The organism is Halarcobacter bivalviorum (genome assembly GCF_003346815.1).
In the GTDB taxonomy this organism is placed as follows: domain Bacteria; phylum Campylobacterota; class Campylobacteria; order Campylobacterales; family Arcobacteraceae; genus Halarcobacter; species Halarcobacter bivalviorum.
The window spans coordinates 922153-941810 of the sequence record NZ_CP031217.1 but is presented as its reverse complement, the minus strand read 5'-3'; the positions used below and the strand labels follow the sequence as shown (position 1 = coordinate 941810).

General features: G+C 29.7%; 24 protein-coding genes. 8 read left to right on the top strand and 16 right to left on the bottom strand.

Annotated elements, in window-relative coordinates:
* Window positions 1–7: 7 nt before the first annotated feature.
* The 7 genes from gatA to rpmJ form a co-directional block, all read right to left on the bottom strand.
* Window positions 8–1369 carry an Asp-tRNA(Asn)/Glu-tRNA(Gln) amidotransferase subunit GatA gene (gatA, locus tag ABIV_RS04730; RefSeq protein ID WP_162917974.1) on the bottom strand — a complete coding sequence of 454 codons (1362 nt, stop codon included), beginning with the start codon at window positions 1367–1369 and terminating at the stop codon, window positions 8–10.
* A 173-nt stretch (window positions 1370–1542) separates the two neighbouring features.
* Complete coding sequence (rplQ, locus tag ABIV_RS04725; RefSeq protein WP_114838807.1) at window positions 1543–1893, bottom strand: 50S ribosomal protein L17; 351 nt, start codon at window positions 1891–1893, stop codon at window positions 1543–1545.
* 14 nt (window positions 1894–1907) lie between these two features.
* Entirely contained in the window at window positions 1908–2906 is a 999-nt protein-coding gene (locus ABIV_RS04720; protein ID WP_114838806.1) for a DNA-directed RNA polymerase subunit alpha, read from the bottom strand.
* A 15-nt stretch (window positions 2907–2921) separates the two neighbouring features.
* Complete coding sequence (gene rpsD / locus ABIV_RS04715; protein ID WP_114838805.1) at window positions 2922–3548, bottom strand: 30S ribosomal protein S4; 627 nt, start codon at window positions 3546–3548, stop codon at window positions 2922–2924.
* An 11-nt stretch (window positions 3549–3559) separates the two neighbouring features.
* Window positions 3560–3952, bottom strand: coding sequence for a 30S ribosomal protein S11 (gene rpsK / locus ABIV_RS04710; protein ID WP_114838804.1), 393 nt, complete (start codon window positions 3950–3952; stop codon window positions 3560–3562).
* 13 nt (window positions 3953–3965) lie between these two features.
* Window positions 3966–4328, bottom strand: coding sequence for a 30S ribosomal protein S13 (gene rpsM / locus ABIV_RS04705; RefSeq protein WP_114838803.1), 363 nt, complete (start codon window positions 4326–4328; stop codon window positions 3966–3968).
* A 3-nt stretch (window positions 4329–4331) separates the two neighbouring features.
* Window positions 4332–4445: a 50S ribosomal protein L36 gene (rpmJ, locus tag ABIV_RS04700; RefSeq protein ID WP_114838802.1), complete on the bottom strand. Its 114-nt coding sequence runs from the start codon at window positions 4443–4445 to the stop codon at window positions 4332–4334.
* A 343-nt stretch (window positions 4446–4788) separates the two neighbouring features.
* On the opposite strand from rpmJ, the gene ABIV_RS04695 reads away from it, so the two are divergent.
* A complete protein-coding gene (locus ABIV_RS04695; RefSeq protein ID WP_114838801.1) occupies window positions 4789–5145 on the top strand; it encodes an HIT family protein in 357 nt (118 codons plus the stop codon).
* A gap of 8 nt (window positions 5146–5153) precedes the next feature.
* Here ABIV_RS04695 and ABIV_RS04690 read toward each other — a convergent pair whose 3' ends face one another.
* From ABIV_RS04690 to ABIV_RS04680, 3 genes are read right to left on the bottom strand one after another with little or no spacing between them, the layout of a single operon-like run.
* Window positions 5154–6080, bottom strand: a complete 927-nt coding sequence (locus tag ABIV_RS04690) for a DHHA1 domain-containing protein (RefSeq protein WP_205526954.1) — start codon at window positions 6078–6080, stop codon at window positions 5154–5156.
* 17 nt (window positions 6081–6097) lie between these two features.
* Window positions 6098–7162, bottom strand: coding sequence for a 3-isopropylmalate dehydrogenase (leuB, locus tag ABIV_RS04685; protein ID WP_114838799.1), 1065 nt, complete (start codon window positions 7160–7162; stop codon window positions 6098–6100).
* Complete coding sequence (locus ABIV_RS04680; protein ID WP_114838798.1) at window positions 7162–7662, bottom strand: 3-isopropylmalate dehydratase small subunit; 501 nt, start codon at window positions 7660–7662, stop codon at window positions 7162–7164. Before ABIV_RS04680 ends, leuB begins: the two co-directional genes overlap by 1 nt.
* A 181-nt stretch (window positions 7663–7843) precedes the next feature.
* Here ABIV_RS04680 and rpoD point away from each other — a divergent pair, with 181 nt between their 5' ends.
* Both rpoD and ABIV_RS04670 read left to right on the top strand, forming a co-directional pair.
* Window positions 7844–9709 carry an RNA polymerase sigma factor RpoD gene (gene rpoD / locus ABIV_RS04675; RefSeq protein WP_114838797.1) on the top strand — a complete coding sequence of 622 codons (1866 nt, stop codon included), beginning with the start codon at window positions 7844–7846 and terminating at the stop codon, window positions 9707–9709.
* A gap of 9 nt (window positions 9710–9718) precedes the next feature.
* Window positions 9719–10405 (top strand): hypothetical protein, encoded by a 687-nt coding sequence (locus ABIV_RS04670; RefSeq protein WP_114838796.1) that lies wholly within the window; start codon window positions 9719–9721, stop codon window positions 10403–10405.
* Window positions 10406–10415: 10 nt separating this feature from the next.
* On the opposite strand, the gene ABIV_RS04665 is transcribed toward ABIV_RS04670, so the two are convergent.
* Genes ABIV_RS04665 through hemL form a run of 4 tightly spaced genes read right to left on the bottom strand, consistent with a single transcriptional unit; the run spans window position 10416 to window position 12897 of the window.
* Window positions 10416–10976 (bottom strand): hypothetical protein, encoded by a 561-nt coding sequence (locus ABIV_RS04665; protein WP_114838795.1) that lies wholly within the window; start codon window positions 10974–10976, stop codon window positions 10416–10418.
* Window positions 10966–11271, bottom strand: a complete 306-nt coding sequence (locus tag ABIV_RS04660; protein WP_114838794.1) for an AtpZ/AtpI family protein — start codon at window positions 11269–11271, stop codon at window positions 10966–10968. The genes ABIV_RS04665 and ABIV_RS04660 overlap by 11 nt, the downstream gene beginning before the upstream one ends.
* 8 nt (window positions 11272–11279) lie before the next feature.
* Window positions 11280–11594, bottom strand: coding sequence for a pyrimidine/purine nucleoside phosphorylase (gene ppnP, locus ABIV_RS04655; RefSeq protein WP_114838793.1), 315 nt, complete (start codon window positions 11592–11594; stop codon window positions 11280–11282).
* Window positions 11595–11613: 19 nt separating this feature from the next.
* The gene (hemL, locus tag ABIV_RS04650; RefSeq protein WP_114838792.1) at window positions 11614–12897 is read right to left on the bottom strand and encodes a glutamate-1-semialdehyde 2,1-aminomutase; all 1284 of its coding nucleotides are present in this window, start codon (window positions 12895–12897) and stop codon (window positions 11614–11616) included.
* A 61-nt stretch (window positions 12898–12958) separates the two neighbouring features.
* Between hemL and ABIV_RS04645 the strand changes: the two genes are divergently transcribed.
* Genes ABIV_RS04645 through ABIV_RS04635 form a run of 3 tightly spaced genes read left to right on the top strand, consistent with a single transcriptional unit; the run spans window position 12959 to window position 15448 of the window.
* On the top strand, window positions 12959–13744 hold the full coding sequence (locus ABIV_RS04645) for an energy transducer TonB (RefSeq protein WP_114838791.1): 786 nt from the start codon (window positions 12959–12961) through the stop codon (window positions 13742–13744).
* Window positions 13745–13796: 52 nt separating this feature from the next.
* Window positions 13797–14720 carry a methylenetetrahydrofolate reductase gene (locus ABIV_RS04640; protein ID WP_114838790.1) on the top strand — a complete coding sequence of 308 codons (924 nt, stop codon included), beginning with the start codon at window positions 13797–13799 and terminating at the stop codon, window positions 14718–14720.
* Between the two features lie 41 nt (window positions 14721–14761).
* On the top strand, window positions 14762–15448 hold the full coding sequence (locus ABIV_RS04635; protein ID WP_114838789.1) for an SOS response-associated peptidase: 687 nt from the start codon (window positions 14762–14764) through the stop codon (window positions 15446–15448).
* An 18-nt stretch (window positions 15449–15466) separates the two neighbouring features.
* On the opposite strand, the gene speB is transcribed toward ABIV_RS04635, so the two are convergent.
* Window positions 15467–16318: an agmatinase gene (speB, locus tag ABIV_RS04630; RefSeq protein ID WP_114838788.1), complete on the bottom strand. Its 852-nt coding sequence runs from the start codon at window positions 16316–16318 to the stop codon at window positions 15467–15469.
* A 5-nt stretch (window positions 16319–16323) separates the two neighbouring features.
* A complete protein-coding gene (locus ABIV_RS04625; protein ID WP_114838787.1) occupies window positions 16324–17430 on the bottom strand; it encodes an FtsW/RodA/SpoVE family cell cycle protein in 1107 nt (368 codons plus the stop codon).
* A 19-nt stretch (window positions 17431–17449) separates the two neighbouring features.
* On the opposite strand from ABIV_RS04625, the gene ABIV_RS04620 reads away from it, so the two are divergent.
* Both ABIV_RS04620 and ABIV_RS04615 read left to right on the top strand, forming a co-directional pair.
* Window positions 17450–18436 (top strand): RluA family pseudouridine synthase, encoded by a 987-nt coding sequence (locus ABIV_RS04620; protein ID WP_114838786.1) that lies wholly within the window; start codon window positions 17450–17452, stop codon window positions 18434–18436.
* Entirely contained in the window at window positions 18384–19658 is a 1275-nt protein-coding gene (locus ABIV_RS04615; RefSeq protein ID WP_228254335.1) for a fibronectin type III domain-containing protein, read from the top strand. Before ABIV_RS04620 ends, ABIV_RS04615 begins: the two co-directional genes overlap by 53 nt.

Here is a 19658-nt window from a genome sequence, read left to right as displayed (position 1 = left end):
ACTTATTCTATTTTGTATAATTAACAGCTTTTTCTAACGCTAAAGCACCATCAAACACAGTTTGCTCATCATAAGCTTTTCCAATTAATTGTAATCCAACTGGCATACCATTTTCATCTTTTGAAACTGGTAATGAGATTGCAGGTAATCCTGCAAGATTTACAGAAATTGTATAAATATCACTTAAATACATTTCAAGTGAAGTTTTAAAGCTTCCAAACTCTGGAGCTGTAGTTGGAGCTACAGGAGAAAGGATTAAGTCAGCATCTTTAAAAATTGTTTCATATTCATCTTTGATTAGATGTCTAACTTTTTGAGCTTTAATATAATACGCATCATAATAACCAGAACTTAAAACAAAAGAACCAAGCATGATTCTTTTTTGTACTTCCTCTCCAAAACCTTGCGATTTTGTTTGTGTGTACATATCTTTAAGTCCACCCTCACCTTTTCTATTTCCATATCTTACCCCATCAAATCTTGAAAGGTTTGCACTAGCTTCTGCTGTTGCAACAATATAGTAAGATGAAAGGATTTTATCAGTATCTAACATATTTTTGTGAACTATTGTATGTCCTGCATCTTCAAAAGCTTTAATAGCTTTTTTATATCCCTCTTGAATTGCTGGACTTGCTTGTTCTACAAAACTATCAATAACAGCAATTGTTAATTTTCTATCAGCATTTAAATTTGGAGTAACTGCAGGATAATCTACATTTGCAGAAGTTGAATCCATTGGGTCATTCCCAGAAATGATATCATATAAAATAGCAGCATCTTCAACATTTTGAGTGATAGGTCCACATTGATCCAAAGATGAAGAATATGCAGTGATTCCATATCTTGAAACTCTTCCATAAGTAGGTTTCATACCAACAACACCACAATAAGCAGCTGGTTGTCTAATACTTCCACCTGTATCTGTTCCTAAAGCAGCAATAGCAATTCCACCTGCAACAGCAGCAGCTGAACCACCAGAACTTCCACCTGGAACTTTTGTATTATCAATAGGATTTAAAGTCTTTCCATAACAAGAAGATTCAGTAGAACTTCCCATTGCAAACTCATCCATATTTGTTCTACCAAACGCACATAAACCTGCTTCTTCAAGTTTATTGATTACAGTTGCATTATAAGGAGATTTATACCCTTTTAAGATATTACTTGAGCAAGTAATTTCCCAATTTTTAACGTTAATATTATCTTTAATTGCAATTGGAACACCATTGCATGAATCTGTTATATCAGTATTTGTTAGCTGTTCCACATAAGCACCAATGTTACTCTCTTTTATTTTTGAAGCTAGTTCCTCTTTTAATTTTTTAATCTCATCACTATTTAATTTTAGTGCTTCTTTTAGAGTTATCAAATGTTTCTCCTAGGATTTACAAATATATAGTATAACGCGCCATTATATAAAAAAAATGATTAAAAACTAGTAAATGAAATTTTATTATTTAAAAAGTGTAATTTTTTAGAAAGAAAAAAAGGCAGAAGTCAAATGACTTCTACCTTTTGAAGAGTATAAATTATTGTAAACTATTATACAAAAGAAATGAATGCCATTGGTGTAGCATCACCTCTTCTAATTCTTGTTTTTACAATAGAAGTATATCCACCAGTTCTACCTTCGTATTTTGGTGCGATTTCATTGATTAGTTTTTTAGTTGCCTCTTTGTGTTGTAATGCAGCGAAAACAGCTCTGTGAGTGTTAAAATCAGCATTTCTAGCAGTTGTAACTAGTCTTTCAATATATCTTCTTAACTCTTTTGCTTTTGGTACAGTTGTTTCAATCTTCTCTCTTTCGATTAAAGCAATTGCTAAGTTTTTTAGTAACGCTTTTCTATGAGAAGATGTTCTGTTTAATCTTCTATATCCGTGCTTATGTCTCATATCAAACCCTTAAATTATGCTTTAAGTTGCTCAAGCTTTCTTCTTAAAGCTGATGCAACATTTTCTGGAAGTGTATTTTCAATTGGGAAACCTAAAGATTCTAATTTCTCTGAGATTTCATCAAAAGATTTTTTTCCAAGATTTTTAATATTTTTTACTTCTACTTCACTCATAAGTACTAGTTCACCTAAGAATTTTAATCCAGCTCTATCTAAAGAGTTGAACGATCTAGCACTTAGATTTAAATCATCAATTTTTACAATTAAATCTTTTAATTCTACTGGTTCTTCACCAGCATCATTAACAGTTACTTCAGATAAATCAAATACTTTGTTAAATACTGACATTTGTGAATACATAACAGATACTGCTTCTTTAAAAGCAGCGATTGGAGTAATTTGTCCATTTGTTTGTACATTAAATACAGCTTTTTCAAAGTTAGGATTATCTTCAACTAACATTTTTTCAATATCATAAACAACTTTTTTTACAGGTGTAAAGAAAGCGTCAATTGGAATATAATCTGATCCAACTATTTCTCTGATATCTTCAGAAGGCATATAACCAATACCTCTTTGGATAATTACAGAGAATGTTAAATTACAATCAGAGTTAATAGTTGCTAAGTGAACATCTGGAGAAACTACTTCTACATCAGAGTTCACTAAGTCTTCACCTTTGATTTCCTTTGGTCCATCAAAAGAGTATTCAACTACAACTTGGTCTTCATCACCATTGATTTTAAATTTAATATTTTTTAGATTAATTATAAAAATAGCTATATCTTCAAGCATTCCTCTTAATGAGTCAAACTCATGCGAAGCTCCTTCTATTTTAACTGCAATTGGAGCGTATCCAACTGAAGAACTTAAAAGAAGTCTTCTTAAAGGGTGCGCTAAAGTAATTGCAAAACCACTTTCAAATGGATATGCTGATATTTTAGCTTCATTATCACTGATAGCCTCGATCTCAACCTCAGTTGGTAAAAACGGTGTGTCTGCAAATTTTTTCATAGCTAACCTTATTTATTATTTAGAATATAACTCTACGATTAATCTTTCTTCAACAGGAATAACAACTTCTTCTCTTGTTGGGATTCTTGTGAAAATTCCGAATACTTTATCTTTATCAACATCTACCCATTCAACCATACCAGTTTGGTTAGTTAATTCTAAAGCTCTAACAACTTGTGGGTTAGATTTTGATTTTTCTTTAATTTCGATTTTTTGACCTGGTTTTACTACGTATGATGGAATATTTACTTTTTTACCATCTACTAAGATATGACCATGAGTTGTAAATTGTCTAGCACTTGCTCTAGTTGTAGCAAATCCCATTCTATATACAACGTTATCTAATCTTTGCTCGATTAATGAAATAAGGTTTGCCCCTGTATTTCCATCTCTTCTTGCAGCTTCTTTAAAGTATTTTCTGAATTGTTTTTCAGATACACCGTAAAGGTATTTAGCTTTTTGCTTTTCTCTTAATTGTAAACCATACTCAGAGATTTTAGCTCTTCTTTGTCCATGTTGTCCTGGAGCATATGGTCTTTTTTCTAATGCAGATTTTCCGTTAAGTCTTCTTTCACCTTTTAATCCAAGGTCTGCATCTAATCTTCTTTCAATCTTTTCTCTTGGTCCTCTATATCTTGCCATACCTATACTCCTTACACTCTTCTTCTTTTAGGAGGTCTACAACCGTTGTGTGGTAAAGGTGTTACATCTTTGAACCACTTAACAGAAATACCTTCAATAGCTCCAACAGATTTAACTGCTGTATCTCTACCTGAACCTGGTCCTTGGATTTTAATACCAACATTTTTGATACCATGTTCCATAGCTTTTATCATTGCATCTTCAACTGCTTGTTGAGCTGCAAATGGAGTAGATTTTTTAGAACCTTTAAAACCTAAGTTACCTGCACTTGACCATGCGATTGCATTACCTGCATTGTCAGTTACTGTTACCATAGTGTTATTGAATGTTGCTGCAATGTGTACGATACCGTCAGCAATATTCTTTTTTACTATCTTTTTTCTAGTTACTTTTCTTTTTGCCATTCGTTATCCCTTATTATGCTGCACCAACAGTTTTCTTTTTACCTTTTCTTGTTCTGGCATTAGTTTTAGTTTTTTGCCCTCTACAAGGTAAACCTTTTCTATGTCTTAAACCTCTGTATGAACCTAAGTCCATTAAAGCTTTAATATCCATCGCAACTTTCTTTCTAAGATCACCTTCAACCATATAGTTTTCTTGGATCTCTTTTCTAATTGCCGCTGCTTCGTCTTCTGTTAATTCGTGTGCTCTTTTATCATAAGAAATACCAGTAGCATCTAAGATTAATCTTGAGTTATGTAAACCAATTCCGTAGATATACGTTAAAGCGTATTCCATTCTTTTTTTGTTTGGTAAATCAACACCTGCAATTCTTGCCATCGATTATCCTTGTCTCTGTTTATGTTTTTTGTTTTCGCAGATTACTCTAACGATACCTTTTCTTTTGATAACTTTACATTTATCACACATTTTTTTTACTGAAGCTCTAACTTTCATCAGTCAATTCCTCTTTTGTGTTTATTACCACATTCCAACAGGGAAGAACTACTATTGAAAAAAGCAAACTGCTTTGCTTTTTCGTAGTTCGCCCCGATTTTTTAATATTGCATTGCAATAAAAATCGGCCTAGCCAAGACAAAACAACCATTGTATCTCATTTGAGACAAGGGTTATTTGCTTTTTTCTGGTTCTGCCCAACTCTTTATAAAACACAAAAATTTTATAAAAAATTCCTCAATGGTTGGAAAAATGGAAGTGGATTATAATTAATTCTTGCTTAAATATAGTTTAATTAGGACTGTGATACTATTTCTTATACAAATTAATAATAAGAGATTTTATGATTTACAAAAATGAACTAATACATATAAAAAAAGAAAAGAGTGAAATTCCTTGGTTTATCATTTTTACAAATGAAAATATAAAAGAGTTTTCTCAATGTAGTTTTGAGATTAAAACAGAGATATTAAGATGTCTTGATATTATAGAAAAAGAGATGCTTACTTATTATAAGCCTGAAAAAATAAACATTGCCTCTTTTGGAAATTATGTTCCCCATGTACATTTTCATATTATGGCTAGATTTAAAGAGGATTCATTTTTCCCTGAACCAATGTGGGGAAAAAAACAAAGAGAAGCAAATTTAGATTTACCCTCTTTTGAAAGTTTTTGTGAAAAGTTAAAAGATAAATTTTAATTTATCTTTTAACCATCAGCATTAATTTGAGAAATTAATTCTTCTAATACTTGTTCAGCTTTATCATGGTCTATTTGACAACCACCCGCAGCTTTGTGACCTCCGCCACCATATTTAAGCATTAATTCTCCAACATTTGTTTCTGAACTTTTATTTAAAATTGATTTTCCTGGAGAAAATACAACATTTTGTTTTTCTCTTCCCCATACAACATGCATAGAGATATTAATTTCAGGATGTAAAGCATATACTAAAAATCTATTACCTGGATAAATTGTCTCTTCATCTCTATAATCAATAATTGCAAGATTATCTTTTATAGTTGTGCATCTTTTTAATTGCTCTTCAAACTCTTTTTCATATTTAAAATATAAATCAACTCTCTCTTTTACATCTGATAGTTTTAAAATATCTTCTATAGTATGGTCTTTACAATAATCAATTAAATCCATCATTAATTGATAGTTTGAAACTGTAAACTCTCTAAATCTTCCTAATCCTGTTCTTGAGTCCATTAAGAAACTTAATAACTCCCAACCTTTAGGATCTAAAATATCTTCTCTTGTAAAAGCTGCACTATCTGCTTTATTTGCTGCATTCATCATATCTTGAAAAGATGAAGGAAATTTTGAATCTCCTCCATAATATTGATAAACAACTTCTGCCGCACTTGGAGCATTTGGGTCTATTATATGGTTATGTTTTTCTTCATTTCTTAGTGTTTCAGAAAAATGGTGGTCAAATGCAAGATATACACCTTCTACATATGGTAAGTTAGTTGTAATATCATTTTCATCTATTTCTATTTTTCCATCTTGCATATCTTTTGGATGTACAAAAGTTATTTCATCAATAATTCCTAAATACTTCATTAGTGTTCCACACACTAAACCATCCATATCACTTCTTGTAACTAATCTATACTTCTTAGACATAACCATAAACTCCTAAATTATTTAATATTATTAGCGATTACATCACCCATTTCTGCTGTAGAAACAACTTCTTTAGCATCAAATGAAGCAATATCTTTTGTTCTGTATCCATCTTTTAAAGCTTTTTTAATTGCTGCTTCAATTTTATCTGCTGCTTCAATTTCACCAAGAGAGTATCTTAACATCATTGCTGCTGATTCAATTGTAGCGATTGGATTTGCAATTCCTTGTCCTGCAATATCAGGAGCAGAACCATGAATTGGCTCATAAATTGCTGTTTTATCACCAGTTGAAGCTGATGGTAATAATCCAATAGAACCTACTACCATTGAAGCTGTATCTGATAAAATATCTCCAAAAATATTTCCAGTAACAATTACATCAAACTGCTTTGGATTTCTTACAAGTTGCATAGCTGCATTATCTACATACATATGAGATAATTCAACTTCTGGATAATCTTTAGCAATCTCTTCCATTGTATCTCTCCATAATTGAGATACTTCAAGTACATTTGCCTTATCAACAGAACATACTCTTTTATTTCTTTTCATTGCTAAATCAAAAGCTTGTTTACCAATTCTTATAATTTCTGGTTTTGTATAAACCATTGTATTATATGCTTTTTCACCATCATTTGCTCTTGGTTTACCAAAATAGATTCCACCAATAAGCTCTCTTACGATCATAATGTCAACACCTTCAATAACTTCAGGTTTTAGTGTTGAAGCATTTACTAACTCATCATAAATGATTGCTGGTCTTAAGTTTGCATAAACTTCCATTGCTTCTCTGAATTTTAAAAGTCCTGTTTCTGGTCTTTTTTCTCTTGGTAAGTTATCCCACTTTTCTCCACCAATAGAACCAAATAGGCAAGCATCAGAATTTAATACTCCTGTTACTGTCTCTTCTGGTAAGGGGTCACCTGTTACATCAATTGCAATTCCACCCATTAAATACTCTTTGTATTCTAAAGAGAAACCACAAGAATAAGATACTGCATCTAAAACTTTAATAGCCTCATCTACAATTTCAGGACCAATTCCGTCACCTTTAATAATTGAAATATTATATTTTTTCATTATTTGTTAACTCCCATTTCAGCTTTAGCATAATTGATTAATCCACCAGTAGCAATTAACTCTTGCATAAACTCTGGAATAGCTATAAATTTGTATGTTTTATTTGTAGTATTATTAGTAATAATTCCCTCATCTAAATCAATAGAAATCTCTTCACCTTCTTTAATCTCTAATGATTCAGGTAGTTCAAAAATAGGTAATCCCATATTGAATGCATTTCTATAAAAAATTCTTGCAAATGATGGAGCAACAACAGCTGCAACTCCAGCAGCTTTTAAAGCGATTGGTGCATGTTCTCTTGATGAACCACAACCAAAATTTTCTCCAGCAACAATAATATCACCTTTTTGTAACTTTTTTGGAAAATCAGGATCAGCATCTTCCATTACATATTTTGCTAAATGTTCTGGATCTGAACTATTAAGATACCTAGCTGCAATGATTACATCTGTATCGATATTCGACCCAAAATTCCAAACTTTTCCCGTAATTTTACTCATTTTAAACTTCCTTACTTACCATAAATTTTTATATTTAAATTTGTTGGATTTTTTTATAAAGTCCGTTATTTTATCTAAAAATTAAAAAATAATAGATTAAATAAATAAAATTAATCCTATTTTCAACTAGTTTCGGTATAATATATACCTTATCTTTAAAACTAATGAGGAATTTCCATTTATGAGCGCAAAAGATTTAAATAAAGAGATTGAACAGACTGTAAAAGAATACAAAGATTCTGTTCTTACGTATGAAAAACTTATTAAAATCTTTCCAAAAGCTCCTTCAGGTGCAAATGTAAAAAAACTTTTAGCTTTTATCCAACTATACAGTGTAACACTGATTAGTTCTCAAGAACAAGCAAAAAGAATGAATGCTGAAGAGGCAAAAAAGAAAGAAGACTTAAGAAATAAAATGAAAGAAAACGATGAAGATGTTTTCGACTTACTAAAAAACAAAGAACTTTTAGAATGGTCAAGATCAGATTCACCTGTTAGAATGTACTTAAGAGAGATGGGACAAATCCCACTACTTACAAAAGAAGAAGAGATTGAAATCTCTAAAAAAATTGAAATGGGTGAAGATATCATTCTTGATGCAATCTGTTATGTTCCATACTTAATTGATTTCATTTTAGAATATAAAGAACCTTTAGTAAATAGAGAAAGAAAAGTTAAAGAGTTATTTAGAAACTTCGATGATGAAGATTCAGATGATGATGCTGATGATTCTGAGGAAGAAGAAGTTGAAGAGGCTGAAGAAGAAACTGAAGATGAAAAATCTTCAAAGAAAAACAAAAAACTTGATAAAAGAGCAGAAACAATTATTGCTGCTTTTAAAGTTTTAGAAAAAGCTAAAAAAGATTGGCTTAAATTCCAAGCAAAAGAAGAAGCTAAATCTGATGATGAAGTTGACCAAATGCAATTTAATCTTTCAGCTGCATACAAAAAAAGAGTAGTAAAAGATGCTTTAACTGATTTAGGACCAACTTCTAAATTAATTAGTGAAATTGTAAAAGCAATGGAAACTGCACTAAAATCAGATACTGGTTTTGAAACAGAATTAAAAAAACTAGAGTATAAACTACCTCTATTTAATGATATTTTATTAAAAAACCACCAAAAGATTTTAGATAATATTTTAAATCTTTCTAAAGCTCAAATTACTTCAATGGTACCTGAAGCAACAATGGTTTCAACATATATGGAAATTAAAAAACTTTTCCAAACTGCTGAAGCTTCAAAAGGTGGATTTGATTTAGAGCCTGAAGAACTACTAGATGTTCTTGAGCAAATTAAAAGAGGTAAAAAGATAACTGACCAAGCTAAAACTAGAATGGCAAAATCTAACCTTAGACTTGTTGTATCTATTGCAAAAAGATATACAAACAGAGGTTTACCTTTCTTAGATTTAATTCAAGAAGGAAATATTGGTCTTATGAAGGCAGTTGATAAGTTTGAGTATAAAAAAGGTTATAAATTCTCTACTTATGCAACTTGGTGGATTAGACAAGCAATTTCAAGAGCAATTGCTGACCAAGCTAGAACTATTAGAATTCCAATTCATATGATTGAAACTATTAATAGAATTAATAAGATCATCAGAAAAGGTATTCAAGAAAATGGTAAAGAGCCAGATGTAGAAGAGATTGCAAAAGAGGTTGGATTACCTGTTGATAAAGTAAAACAAGTAATTAAAATCACTAAAGAGCCAGTATCATTAGAAGCTCCTATTGGATCTGATGATGATGGTAAATTTGGAGATTTTGTACCTGATGAAAAAGCACCAACTCCTATTGATAATATTATGAAAGATGACTTACAAGGTCAAATCGATCAAATATTAGCACAACTAAATGAAAGAGAACAAGCAGTTGTTAGAATGAGATTTGGACTTATGGAAGATGCAAGTGATAGAACACTAGAAGAGATTGGTAAAGAGCTAAACGTAACAAGAGAAAGAGTTAGACAAATTGAATCAAGTGCTATTAAAAAACTTAAGCATCCAAAAGTAGGTAAAAACCTTAAGAACTACGTAGAAAGCTAAGAAGAGACAATGAATTTTTTTGAAGAATGGGTTGAGCTAGATTTAAATCCGGTTATTTCCTTTTCCTCAAGTGGAAAACTTCTGTTTTCAAATCATGAAGCTCAATTTTTGTTTAATAGAATTAAACAAAAAGAGCTTTTTGATTTAACTTTAAAATATGCACCTAAAACTTTTGGTGTAGAAACTACATATATTGATTTATCTATAGAAAACTACACCTTTTATGCCATCACTGTAAAATATGATAATGAAGATGAAATTCATATGAAATTATATAAAAGTGCTATGGTAAAAAAAGACTCACAATTAAGTACGAAAAATACAAATATTACAAATATATTTACTCTTGTAGATTTAGCAATTTCAAGTAAAAAAATTAAATCTAAAAGCAAATTCTTAAAGAATTATGACCCTTCAATTCCAGAATTTAAAATAAATGCAAAAGAGTTTATTAAAACTTTAAATCTTATCTATGATGCTTTTATAGATAGTGAAATTCTTACAACTTCAGTAATATTAAAAATTGGTGAATATATTAAAATTGATGGAAAAAAATACTCAATTATAAGTGTTGAAATAAGTTCAAGTAATGAGATTGATTTAGACTCATTTAATTATGAAGATGAAAATGCTTCATTTATTCTAACTATATTAAAAGATAGAATCTCTATTGACCTTCCTTTGATAACAAAGTAAGGTCAATACCTTAATCTTCTAACTCTTTTTTAAAAACTAATTTTGAAAGTAAAGTTCCAAAAGGAACAATTGCAAGACCAATTAAAAATGGAATTGCTAAAAATATACCATTATTATTTAAAGCAAAGAATCCAAAAATTAAAGAACCATAGCCAAGTATTCTATAAATAGATACAAAACCACCAGCTGAAGTAAAAGCATTTTTGATTGAGTGTTTTTTTACCTTTGATTTTTCTTCATTTATAATCTCTTTAATTTTTTCAGTTGTTAATTCCTCTTGGGGAATCTCTTCATACTCACTATATAAATCAAAAGGATCATCTATTTCATCAATTTTATCTCTATCTTCTAAACTCTTCTCTTCCTTTTTCTTTTCAAATGTAGCTAATCTGTTTGTCACATTTTTTCTATATGAAAGAAAAGAGGCAAGAGTTACAAATAAAGAACCTAAAAATGCAACTTGAGTATTTAAAAGCCAAGTTGCATTTTGAAAAATCAATGAATATACTATTAAAAGTAAATCAACTAATAAAAAAACTTTTGCAAAATTGATTATATATCTATTTATCATCTAATTTTGCACTATCTCCATGTTTTGCTCTATGTGCATATCTAGGGTCATTTTCAAGACCTTCAAACTCTTTTTGAGCTCTTTTATATGCTTTATAAATATTAAGTCCTGCTGCTGCAACACCCCAAAAAATACCAAGCCATAAAGTCCACTCATAACCAGTTAAAGATTTTAAACCAACACCAATACCAAAACCAATAGCAATTGCAGCTACAATTGAGATACCTAAAGATAAGTTATCTAAAGCTCTAAGTTTTTCTTGGTGTTTTGGTGTTTCGTTTGTTTTTTTATCCATAAAAAAGCCTATTTAAGATATGAACAACAATAATCAGTTATTGTTTTAACTTTAATATCAAAACTTGAATTTGCAGGAACATCAAATGAAGTATCTGCTGTATATGTATTCCAAGTATCAGAATCTTTTAACTTAACTTCTACTTCTCCATCAAGAATTTCCATTAACTCTGCTTGATTTGTACCAAAAGTATATGAACCAGGCATCATAATTCCTAAAGATTTACTCTCACCATTTTCATCAAGAAAAGACCTACTTGTAACATTTCCATCAAAATAAACATTTGCTTTTTTTGTTAATTCAACATTTTTAAAAGTTGACATATTTTTTATTTTCCTTTTTTTATAAATTTTGCATTACTTCATCAGCTGCAGCAATACACTCATCAATCATAGAGTCTGAAATAACTGTTGAAATAAATCCAGCTTCATATTGAGAACAAGCAAAATAGAAACCTTTTTTAATCATTTCATGATGGAATTTACCAAATCTTTTAAAATCACAAAAATCAGTTACTTCTTTGAAGTTTGTTGGTACTTTATCTGCAAAGAAAAATCCAAACATACTTCCTCTTGTATCAACTTGAAGTCCAATACCATTTTTAGTTGCAACTTCTTTTAAACCTTCAACTAATTTAACAGCTTTTCTATTTAATTCAGTATGTAAGTTTGGTATTGATTTTAATTTTCTTAAACTTGTAAGACCTGCTGCCATTGCAACTGGGTTTCCACTTAAAGTTCCTGCTTGATATACTGCACCATCTGGACTTAAATGAGCCATAATATCTTTACTTGCTGCAAAAGCACCTACAGGCATTCCTGCACCAATAACTTTTCCAAAAGTAATAATATCAGCTTCTACATCAACTATTCCACTTGCACCTTTTAATGAAGCTCTAAATCCACTCATAACTTCATCAAAAATTAATAAAGCTCCATGTTTATCACAAAGTTCTCTACACTCTTTTAAGAACTCTTCACTTGCTGGAACTAATCCCATATTTCCTGCAATTGGTTCAATAATGATACAAGCTATATCACTTGAATCTTCAAAACATTTTCTTAGATTTTCAATATTATTGTATTCACAAAGAAGAGTATGTTTTGTTAAATCAGCTGGTACTCCAGGAGAACTTGGGCTTCCAAAAGTAGCCATTCCTGAACCTGCTTGAACTAAAAGTGAATCAGAGTGTCCATGATAACAACCTTCAAACTTAACAATATCATTTCTTCCAGTAACACCTCTTGCTAATCTAATTGCAGACATAGTAGCTTCAGTTCCAGAACTTACAAATCTTACTTTATCAATATTCTCATACATCTCAACAATTTCTATTGCTAATTCAGTTTCTAAAAGAGTTGGTGCACCAAAAGATAGACCATTTTTAACTGTTTCAATTACAGACTCTTCAATCTCTTCATCACAATGTCCAAAAATCAATGGTCCCCAACTTTGTACAAAATCTAAGTACTTGTTTCCATCTATATCAATTAAATAAGCACCCTCACCTTTTGCTATAAATGGTGGTGTTCCCCCTACACTTTTAAATGCTCTAACTGGTGAATCTACACCACCAGGGATTACTTGGCAAGCTTCTTCATAAGCTTTTATCGATTTTTCAAACATTATGTATCCTATTTATCATTATTTTTTATAATTAAAAGCAACATTCTACTATAATTGCGTTATGAAACTTATTATACTAGCGTTTATTTTATCAATAACTCTTCACTTTTTATTTTTAGCTAAATTCAAAGCGCCTAAAGAACAGTTTTTAGACAAACCTTCAACTACAAAAAAAATTGATAAATCTTCTGTATATTTTGTAAAATTACAACCCAAACCTACTCCTAAAACTGAAAAAAAAGAGGAAAAGAAAAGCGAAGTAAAAAAAGTACAAAGACCTAAAGAGTTTAAAGAGGTAAAACCTCCTAAAAAAGAAGTAGTAAAAAGAGAGGTAATAAAAAAACCTAAAGCAGTTGAAAAACTACCAAATACTAAAGTAGAAGCAAAACCTACTTTTACAAAAAATATTCCAAAAACACAAAGAGAAAAAGATATTGAAAAAAGATCTCTAGAAAACTTTTTATTAGCAGAACCTGTACCACTTGATAAAGAGATGTTAGATGATATTACAAAAAGCTATATCTCTTTATATGGAGAAGAGTACAACTCTTTTACAAAAGTTCAAAAAGTATTTTTACAAAAAAACTTAAAAGATATAGGAAGAATTACACAAAGATATTTAAGATATCCTCATATTGCAGTCCGTACTGGTCAACAAGGAATGAATATTGTAGAGTTTGTTCTTCATCCAAATGGAGATATAAGTGATTTAAAACTTAGCAACTCTTCTGGATATACAAGTTTAGATGAAAATACAGTAGAGACAATTGAAATAGCATATAAAGATTACCCAAGACCTAAAACACCCACAAAAATCAAAATATATGTTTATTACAAGTTGTATTAAATGTTTAACTTTGTAAAATACGAAAAAATAATAATTAGTATCAAGGTTATTAATGTTAACAGACAAGATTAGAAATAAAGAAAACGGTATCTTACTTTATGGAATTACACCACCTAAAATAAACCATACTGAAGAAGAGATAAAGGAAATTGCTAAAAAACATGTAGAGAGAATCTCTATGTTAAATGTAGATGGTCTTGTATTATATGATATTCAAGATGAGTCTGATAGAACAGATGAAAAAAGACCTTTTCCTTTTATTAAAACAATAAACCCTTGCGAATACTCTAAAAACTATCTACAAGAGTTAAAAACTCCAAGAATAGTTTATAGAGCAGTAGGTAACTATACTGCAAAGCAATTTGCAACTTGGCTTGAAAGTACAAAAGCAACACAAGTGCACTCTGTATTTGTAGGAGCTGCAAGTCATGAACAACAAACAAATATTACTTTAAAAGAAGCCTACTCAATTAAAAAAGAAGTAAATGATAATCTTTGCCTTGGTGGTATTGCTATTCCAGAAAGACATATGAAAAAACATGATGAACATTTAAGAGTATTTTCTAAACAAAATAGTTCTTGTGAATATTTTATTACTCAATGTGTTTATGATGTACATGCAGCAAAAACATTTTTAACTGATTATGCTAAATATGCAAAAGAAAACAATATCGAGCCTGTGCCAATTATTTTTACACTAACTCCTTGTGGAAGTTCAAAAACACTTGATTTTATGAAATGGTTAGGAATTAATATTCCAAACTATTTAGAAGAAGATTTAAAAGAGTCTGGTGATATTTTAACAGATTCAGTAAAACTATCAAGAGATATTTTTGAAGACTTATTTATCTATGGTAAAAAAAGAGGTATTCCAGTTGGTTGTAATATTGAAAGTGTTGCAATAAGAAAAGCTGAGATTGATGCTTCTGTTGAATTATTAGAAGAGATACGAGAAATAATCAATAAAAATAAATAAGAGATAGTTTTACTATTTCTTATTAGAAAATAGGATAATTTTTGCCTGGTCGCTTAGCTATTTTTGATGATATATCTTTTAAAGAAGATGCTAAATCTCTTATAAAAAATGATATGATTCAAAAATTAAATCCAAAATATAACCTTCCACCTACTCTTCCAATTCCTGCACTTTTAAATAATGGAAACTATTTATATACTCACTTTGGATATTTACCTTCTTGGGCAAAAGATAAAAAAAGTATGAATATAAATGCAAGAAGTGAATCAATCTTTGAAAAGCAAACCTTTAGAGACTCCTTTAGATTTAGAAGATGTATTATTCCTATAAATGGTTTTTATGAGTGGAAAGTAGAAGATAAAGAGAAAACTCCTTATTTTGTAAAAGATATAAAAAATGAGTATCTAGCACTTGCAGGCATTTGGGATGAGTATTTTGATATTGAATTAAATATGAAAATAGTAACTACTGCTATAATCACTTGTGATGCAAATGAAAAACTAGGAGAAATCCACCATCGTATGCCAGTAGTTTTAGAAAAAAAAGATTTTGCACCTTGGCTTTATAGTGATAACCTTCAAGAAGTAAATAGTTTGCTTAAAATATATGCAAATGAAAAACTAGAGCTTTATGAAGTTAGTTCAAATGTAAATAAAGTACTTTTTAATGAAAAATCTTGTGTTGAAAAAATAGAAAAAACTCAAGTAGGACAACAGACTCTTTTTTAAAGAGTCTGCTTCTTTTAATTATTTAATTGTAGCTAATACTAATTCTCTTAGAGTTTTACAGGCAACTGCTGTAGACACTCCACTTGCATCATATTTAGGACTTAATTCAACAACATCTAGCCCTACTACATTTTGAAGTCTTCCTAAAATAGAGATAATCTCTAACATATCATGGAAATCAATTCCCCCTGGCTCAGGAGTACCAGTTCCTGGAAAAACAGAAGGGTCAAAAACATCTAAATCAACTGTAATATAAACAGGCTTATTTATTAATGTTTCTACTCTTTGCTCTAAAGTAGTATAAGTGAATTTTTCTAAATGAACATGCTCTTTTGCCCATTCAAACTCCTCTTTTAATCCACTCCTAATACAGAATTGATTAATTTTTCCATCTCCAACTTGGTCATAAATTCTTCTTAATACAGTTGCATGACTTAAAGACTCACCTAAGTAATCTTTTCTTAAATCTGTATGAGCATCAAAATGAATAATATGTAAATCCTCATACTTTTTAGATAAAGCTTTTACAGGTCCTAAAGATACTAAATGCTCTCCACCAATCATAACAGGAATTTTACCTGCATCAATGATTTCTTGAGTCATTTCTTGAATCATTCTTAATGCTTTTTTCTTATCTCCAAAAGGAACTTCTAAATTTCCATAATCAAAAAGTTTTAAATCTTCTAAATCTTTATCTTGATAAGGGCTATAACTCTCTAATCCCCATGAATCTTCTCTCATCGCACTTGGAGCAAATCTTGTTCCTGGTTTAAACGATGTTGTACCATCAAAAGGTACTCCAAATAAAACTGCTTTTGACTCTTCAAATGAGTCATCAAATCCTATAAAAGTAGAACCTTGTGCTTCCATCTTTTTTATAATCGCCTTTCAAAATTATACATATCCATATACCTAAATGCTAATAGATTTTCTAAAATAGCAAATAGAGCAATAAAATTAATAAAAGAACTTCCCCCATATGAAAACAGAGGTAAAGGAAGTCCAACAACCGGAGCATAACCAATAACCATTAAAATATTTATACTCATATTTAAAAATATAAGCAAGCCTAAACCGGAGGCAAATGAACGAATTACATAATCATCATGAAAATAGTAATTAAATGATAAAAGATGATAAATTAGTAACCCATAAATAAAGATTAATCCAATGGCACCTAAAAATCCATATCTTTCAACAAAATATGCAAAAATAAAGTCACTTGTTGCAATAGGTAAAAACTTTAATTGTGTTTGAGTTGCATCTTCAGCATCTTTTCCAACAAGACCACCATTTCCAATAGCAATAATTGATTGTTGTACTTGATAACTTGGTTTTTCTGATAAAAAATCTTTAATTCTTTTTTTCTGATAATCTTTGATTAAATTAGTATATATAAAAGGCGAAGCTAGAGCTATCGTTACAAAAATTGAAGCCCAGATTTTCCAATTCACACCTACTATAAATAAAATTCCATACCCTACAAGAAGTAGTACTAAAGCAGTACCTAAATCAGGCTCTTTTGCAATTAAAACAAAAGGCAGAAGAATATAAAAAGAGAAATATAAAAAGTCTTTTATATTATATCCTCTATCTTCTGGCGGTTTGCTATGAATTAAATGTCCAAGCATTAAAATAAATACTGGTTTAAAAAGTTCACTTGGCTGAATTGTCATATTTATAAATGGAATACTAAGCCATCTTTTTGCACCCAATTTAGTAACACCCCAAAACTCAACTGCTAAAAGTAAAAATATTCCAAGCCAATATAAAATTGGTATAAGCCTTATATTTCTTCTAATAGGAAGAATAAATATTATGAAAAAAACAATTAGAGCTACTGTAAAGTAAATTAATTGTTTATTCGCTAATATACGGTTTGTTTCACTAATAAGATTGTATGACAACAATATTAATGGCAATACAAATATAACTATTAAATAATCAAAATGTGAAATAATTCTTTTATCAAATAAACGCATAGTGAAAGAGTACCCAAATATGGATAAAAATTTTATTGTTCAAGAGACAAATAGATTAGATAAATTTTTAAGTTCTAAAATTGATGCTTCTAGAAATCAAATAGAACAGTTAATAAATAAAGAATATGTAAAAGTAGATGGTAAAATCTGCACCAAACGAGGACTAAAACTAAAATTAGAACAAGAAATAGAAGTTCATTTTCCAGAGGCTGAAATAAATCCCATTAAAGATGAGGAATTTATCAAAGAGTCATTAAGTGATAAAAATATTGAAATAATATATGAAGATGACTATATTTTAGTAATAAACAAACCTTATAATCTAACAGTGCATGATGCTCCAAGTGTAAAAGATGCTACTTTAGTGGACTGGTTAAAACTAAATAATATCTCTTTATCTACTATTTCAGGAGAAGAAAGACACGGGATAGTTCATAGATTAGACAAAGGAACTAGCGGTGTTATGGTTATTGCAAAAACAAATGAAGCCCATGCAGGTTTAGCAAAACAATTAGAAGATAAAAGTATGGGAAGATACTATTTAGCAATAATTGATTTACCTTTAAAAGAGAATACAATTATAGAAAAACCAATTGCTAGAAATCCTAATAATAGATTAAAAATGTCAATTGAAGAAAATGGGAAAAATGCTAAATCAGCTTTTTGTAAACTTGCAAACTCAAATAATGAGAAATATGATTTAATTGCTTGTAAATTATTTACTGGTAGAACACACCAAATAAGGGTACACTTAAGCTCTATCAATAGGCATATCTTAGGTGATAATTTATATGGATTTAAGGGCGAATTAAATAAAATAAATAGATTTTATTTACATGCATACAATCTATACTTAATTCATCCAATTACAAAAGAAAAAATGAGTTTTACTGCAAAACTTTCAAATGATATGCATGATTTTTTAATAAACAATTTTAATATGGAGATTGTAAATGACAAAATTGATGAAAGTAACATCATTAAGTGCTTTGCTTCTACTTCTTAGTGGATGTAGCTACAAAGACTTTAATAATACAAAACCTAAAATAAATGATACTCTGGAAGTAGTTGATTCTGCTTCTATTAGAAGTATTCCTGATATAAATGCTATTGCTTTTGAGTGGAGAAAAGTTGATGACCCTAGAGTTACTGGTTATCATTTTTATAGAGCAAACTTACAAAAAGATGGAACTAAATTAAAGTTAATTGATACAATTGATAATAGATATACTACTCATTATGTAGATGATAATGTTGAGCCTAATACAAAATATGTATATAAAATCTCTTCTGCAACACCTAGCGAAGTTGAGTCAAGAACTACAAGTGATTATATAGTTTCAACACTTCCACTAATGGAAGGGGTTAGTTTTATACAAGCAATTTCAAATCTTCCAAGACAAATAAAAATTGTATGGAGACCACACCAAAGTGAAAGAATTGAAAGTTATGAAGTTCAAAGAAAAACTCCAAACACAAGTGAATGGAAAAAAATTGAAGCAATTGATGGTAGACTTCAAGCTGAATATATTGATTTAGATTTAGAGGATAATGTTGTTTATCACTATAGAGTTATTGCTAAAACTTTTGATGGATTAGAAACACTTCCAAGTGCTTTAGTAAAAGCTCAGACAAAACCTTTACCAGAAGGTATTTTAAGTCTTAAAGCAACTACAGACTTACCAAGAAAAATTGCTTTAAACTGGGAACCTTCAAAATCAGAAGATGTTATAAAATATAATATTTATAGAAGTACAGATGCAGAGAGTGGATTTGATATTGTAAAAGCTGTAAATGCACAAACTTTAAATTATGAAGATTTTGTAAATGAAGATGGGAAAGTATACTTTTATAAAGTTAGTTCTATTGATAAAGATGGTTTAGAGAGCAATTTAAATGTAAATGCTGTAATGGGTATTACATTAAACAAATTAAGAAAACCAGTAATGACACTAGCTCAAATTCAAGGAGCCAAAGCTATTTTAAATTGGCAAGCAGGAGATGATAGAGCTGAGTCTTATACAGTTTACAAAACTATCAAAGAGGGATTTTTTAAAGCTAAAACTATTAAGTTTCAAGGGATTAATGCTTTAAGATTTGAAGATAAAGATATTGTAAGAGGTGTTCAATACAGCTATGCAATTCAAGCAGTTGATAAAAATGGAATTCACTCAGAAATAACAAAAGAGACAGAATTAGTATTACCAAAATTAGCGGAGATTAACTAA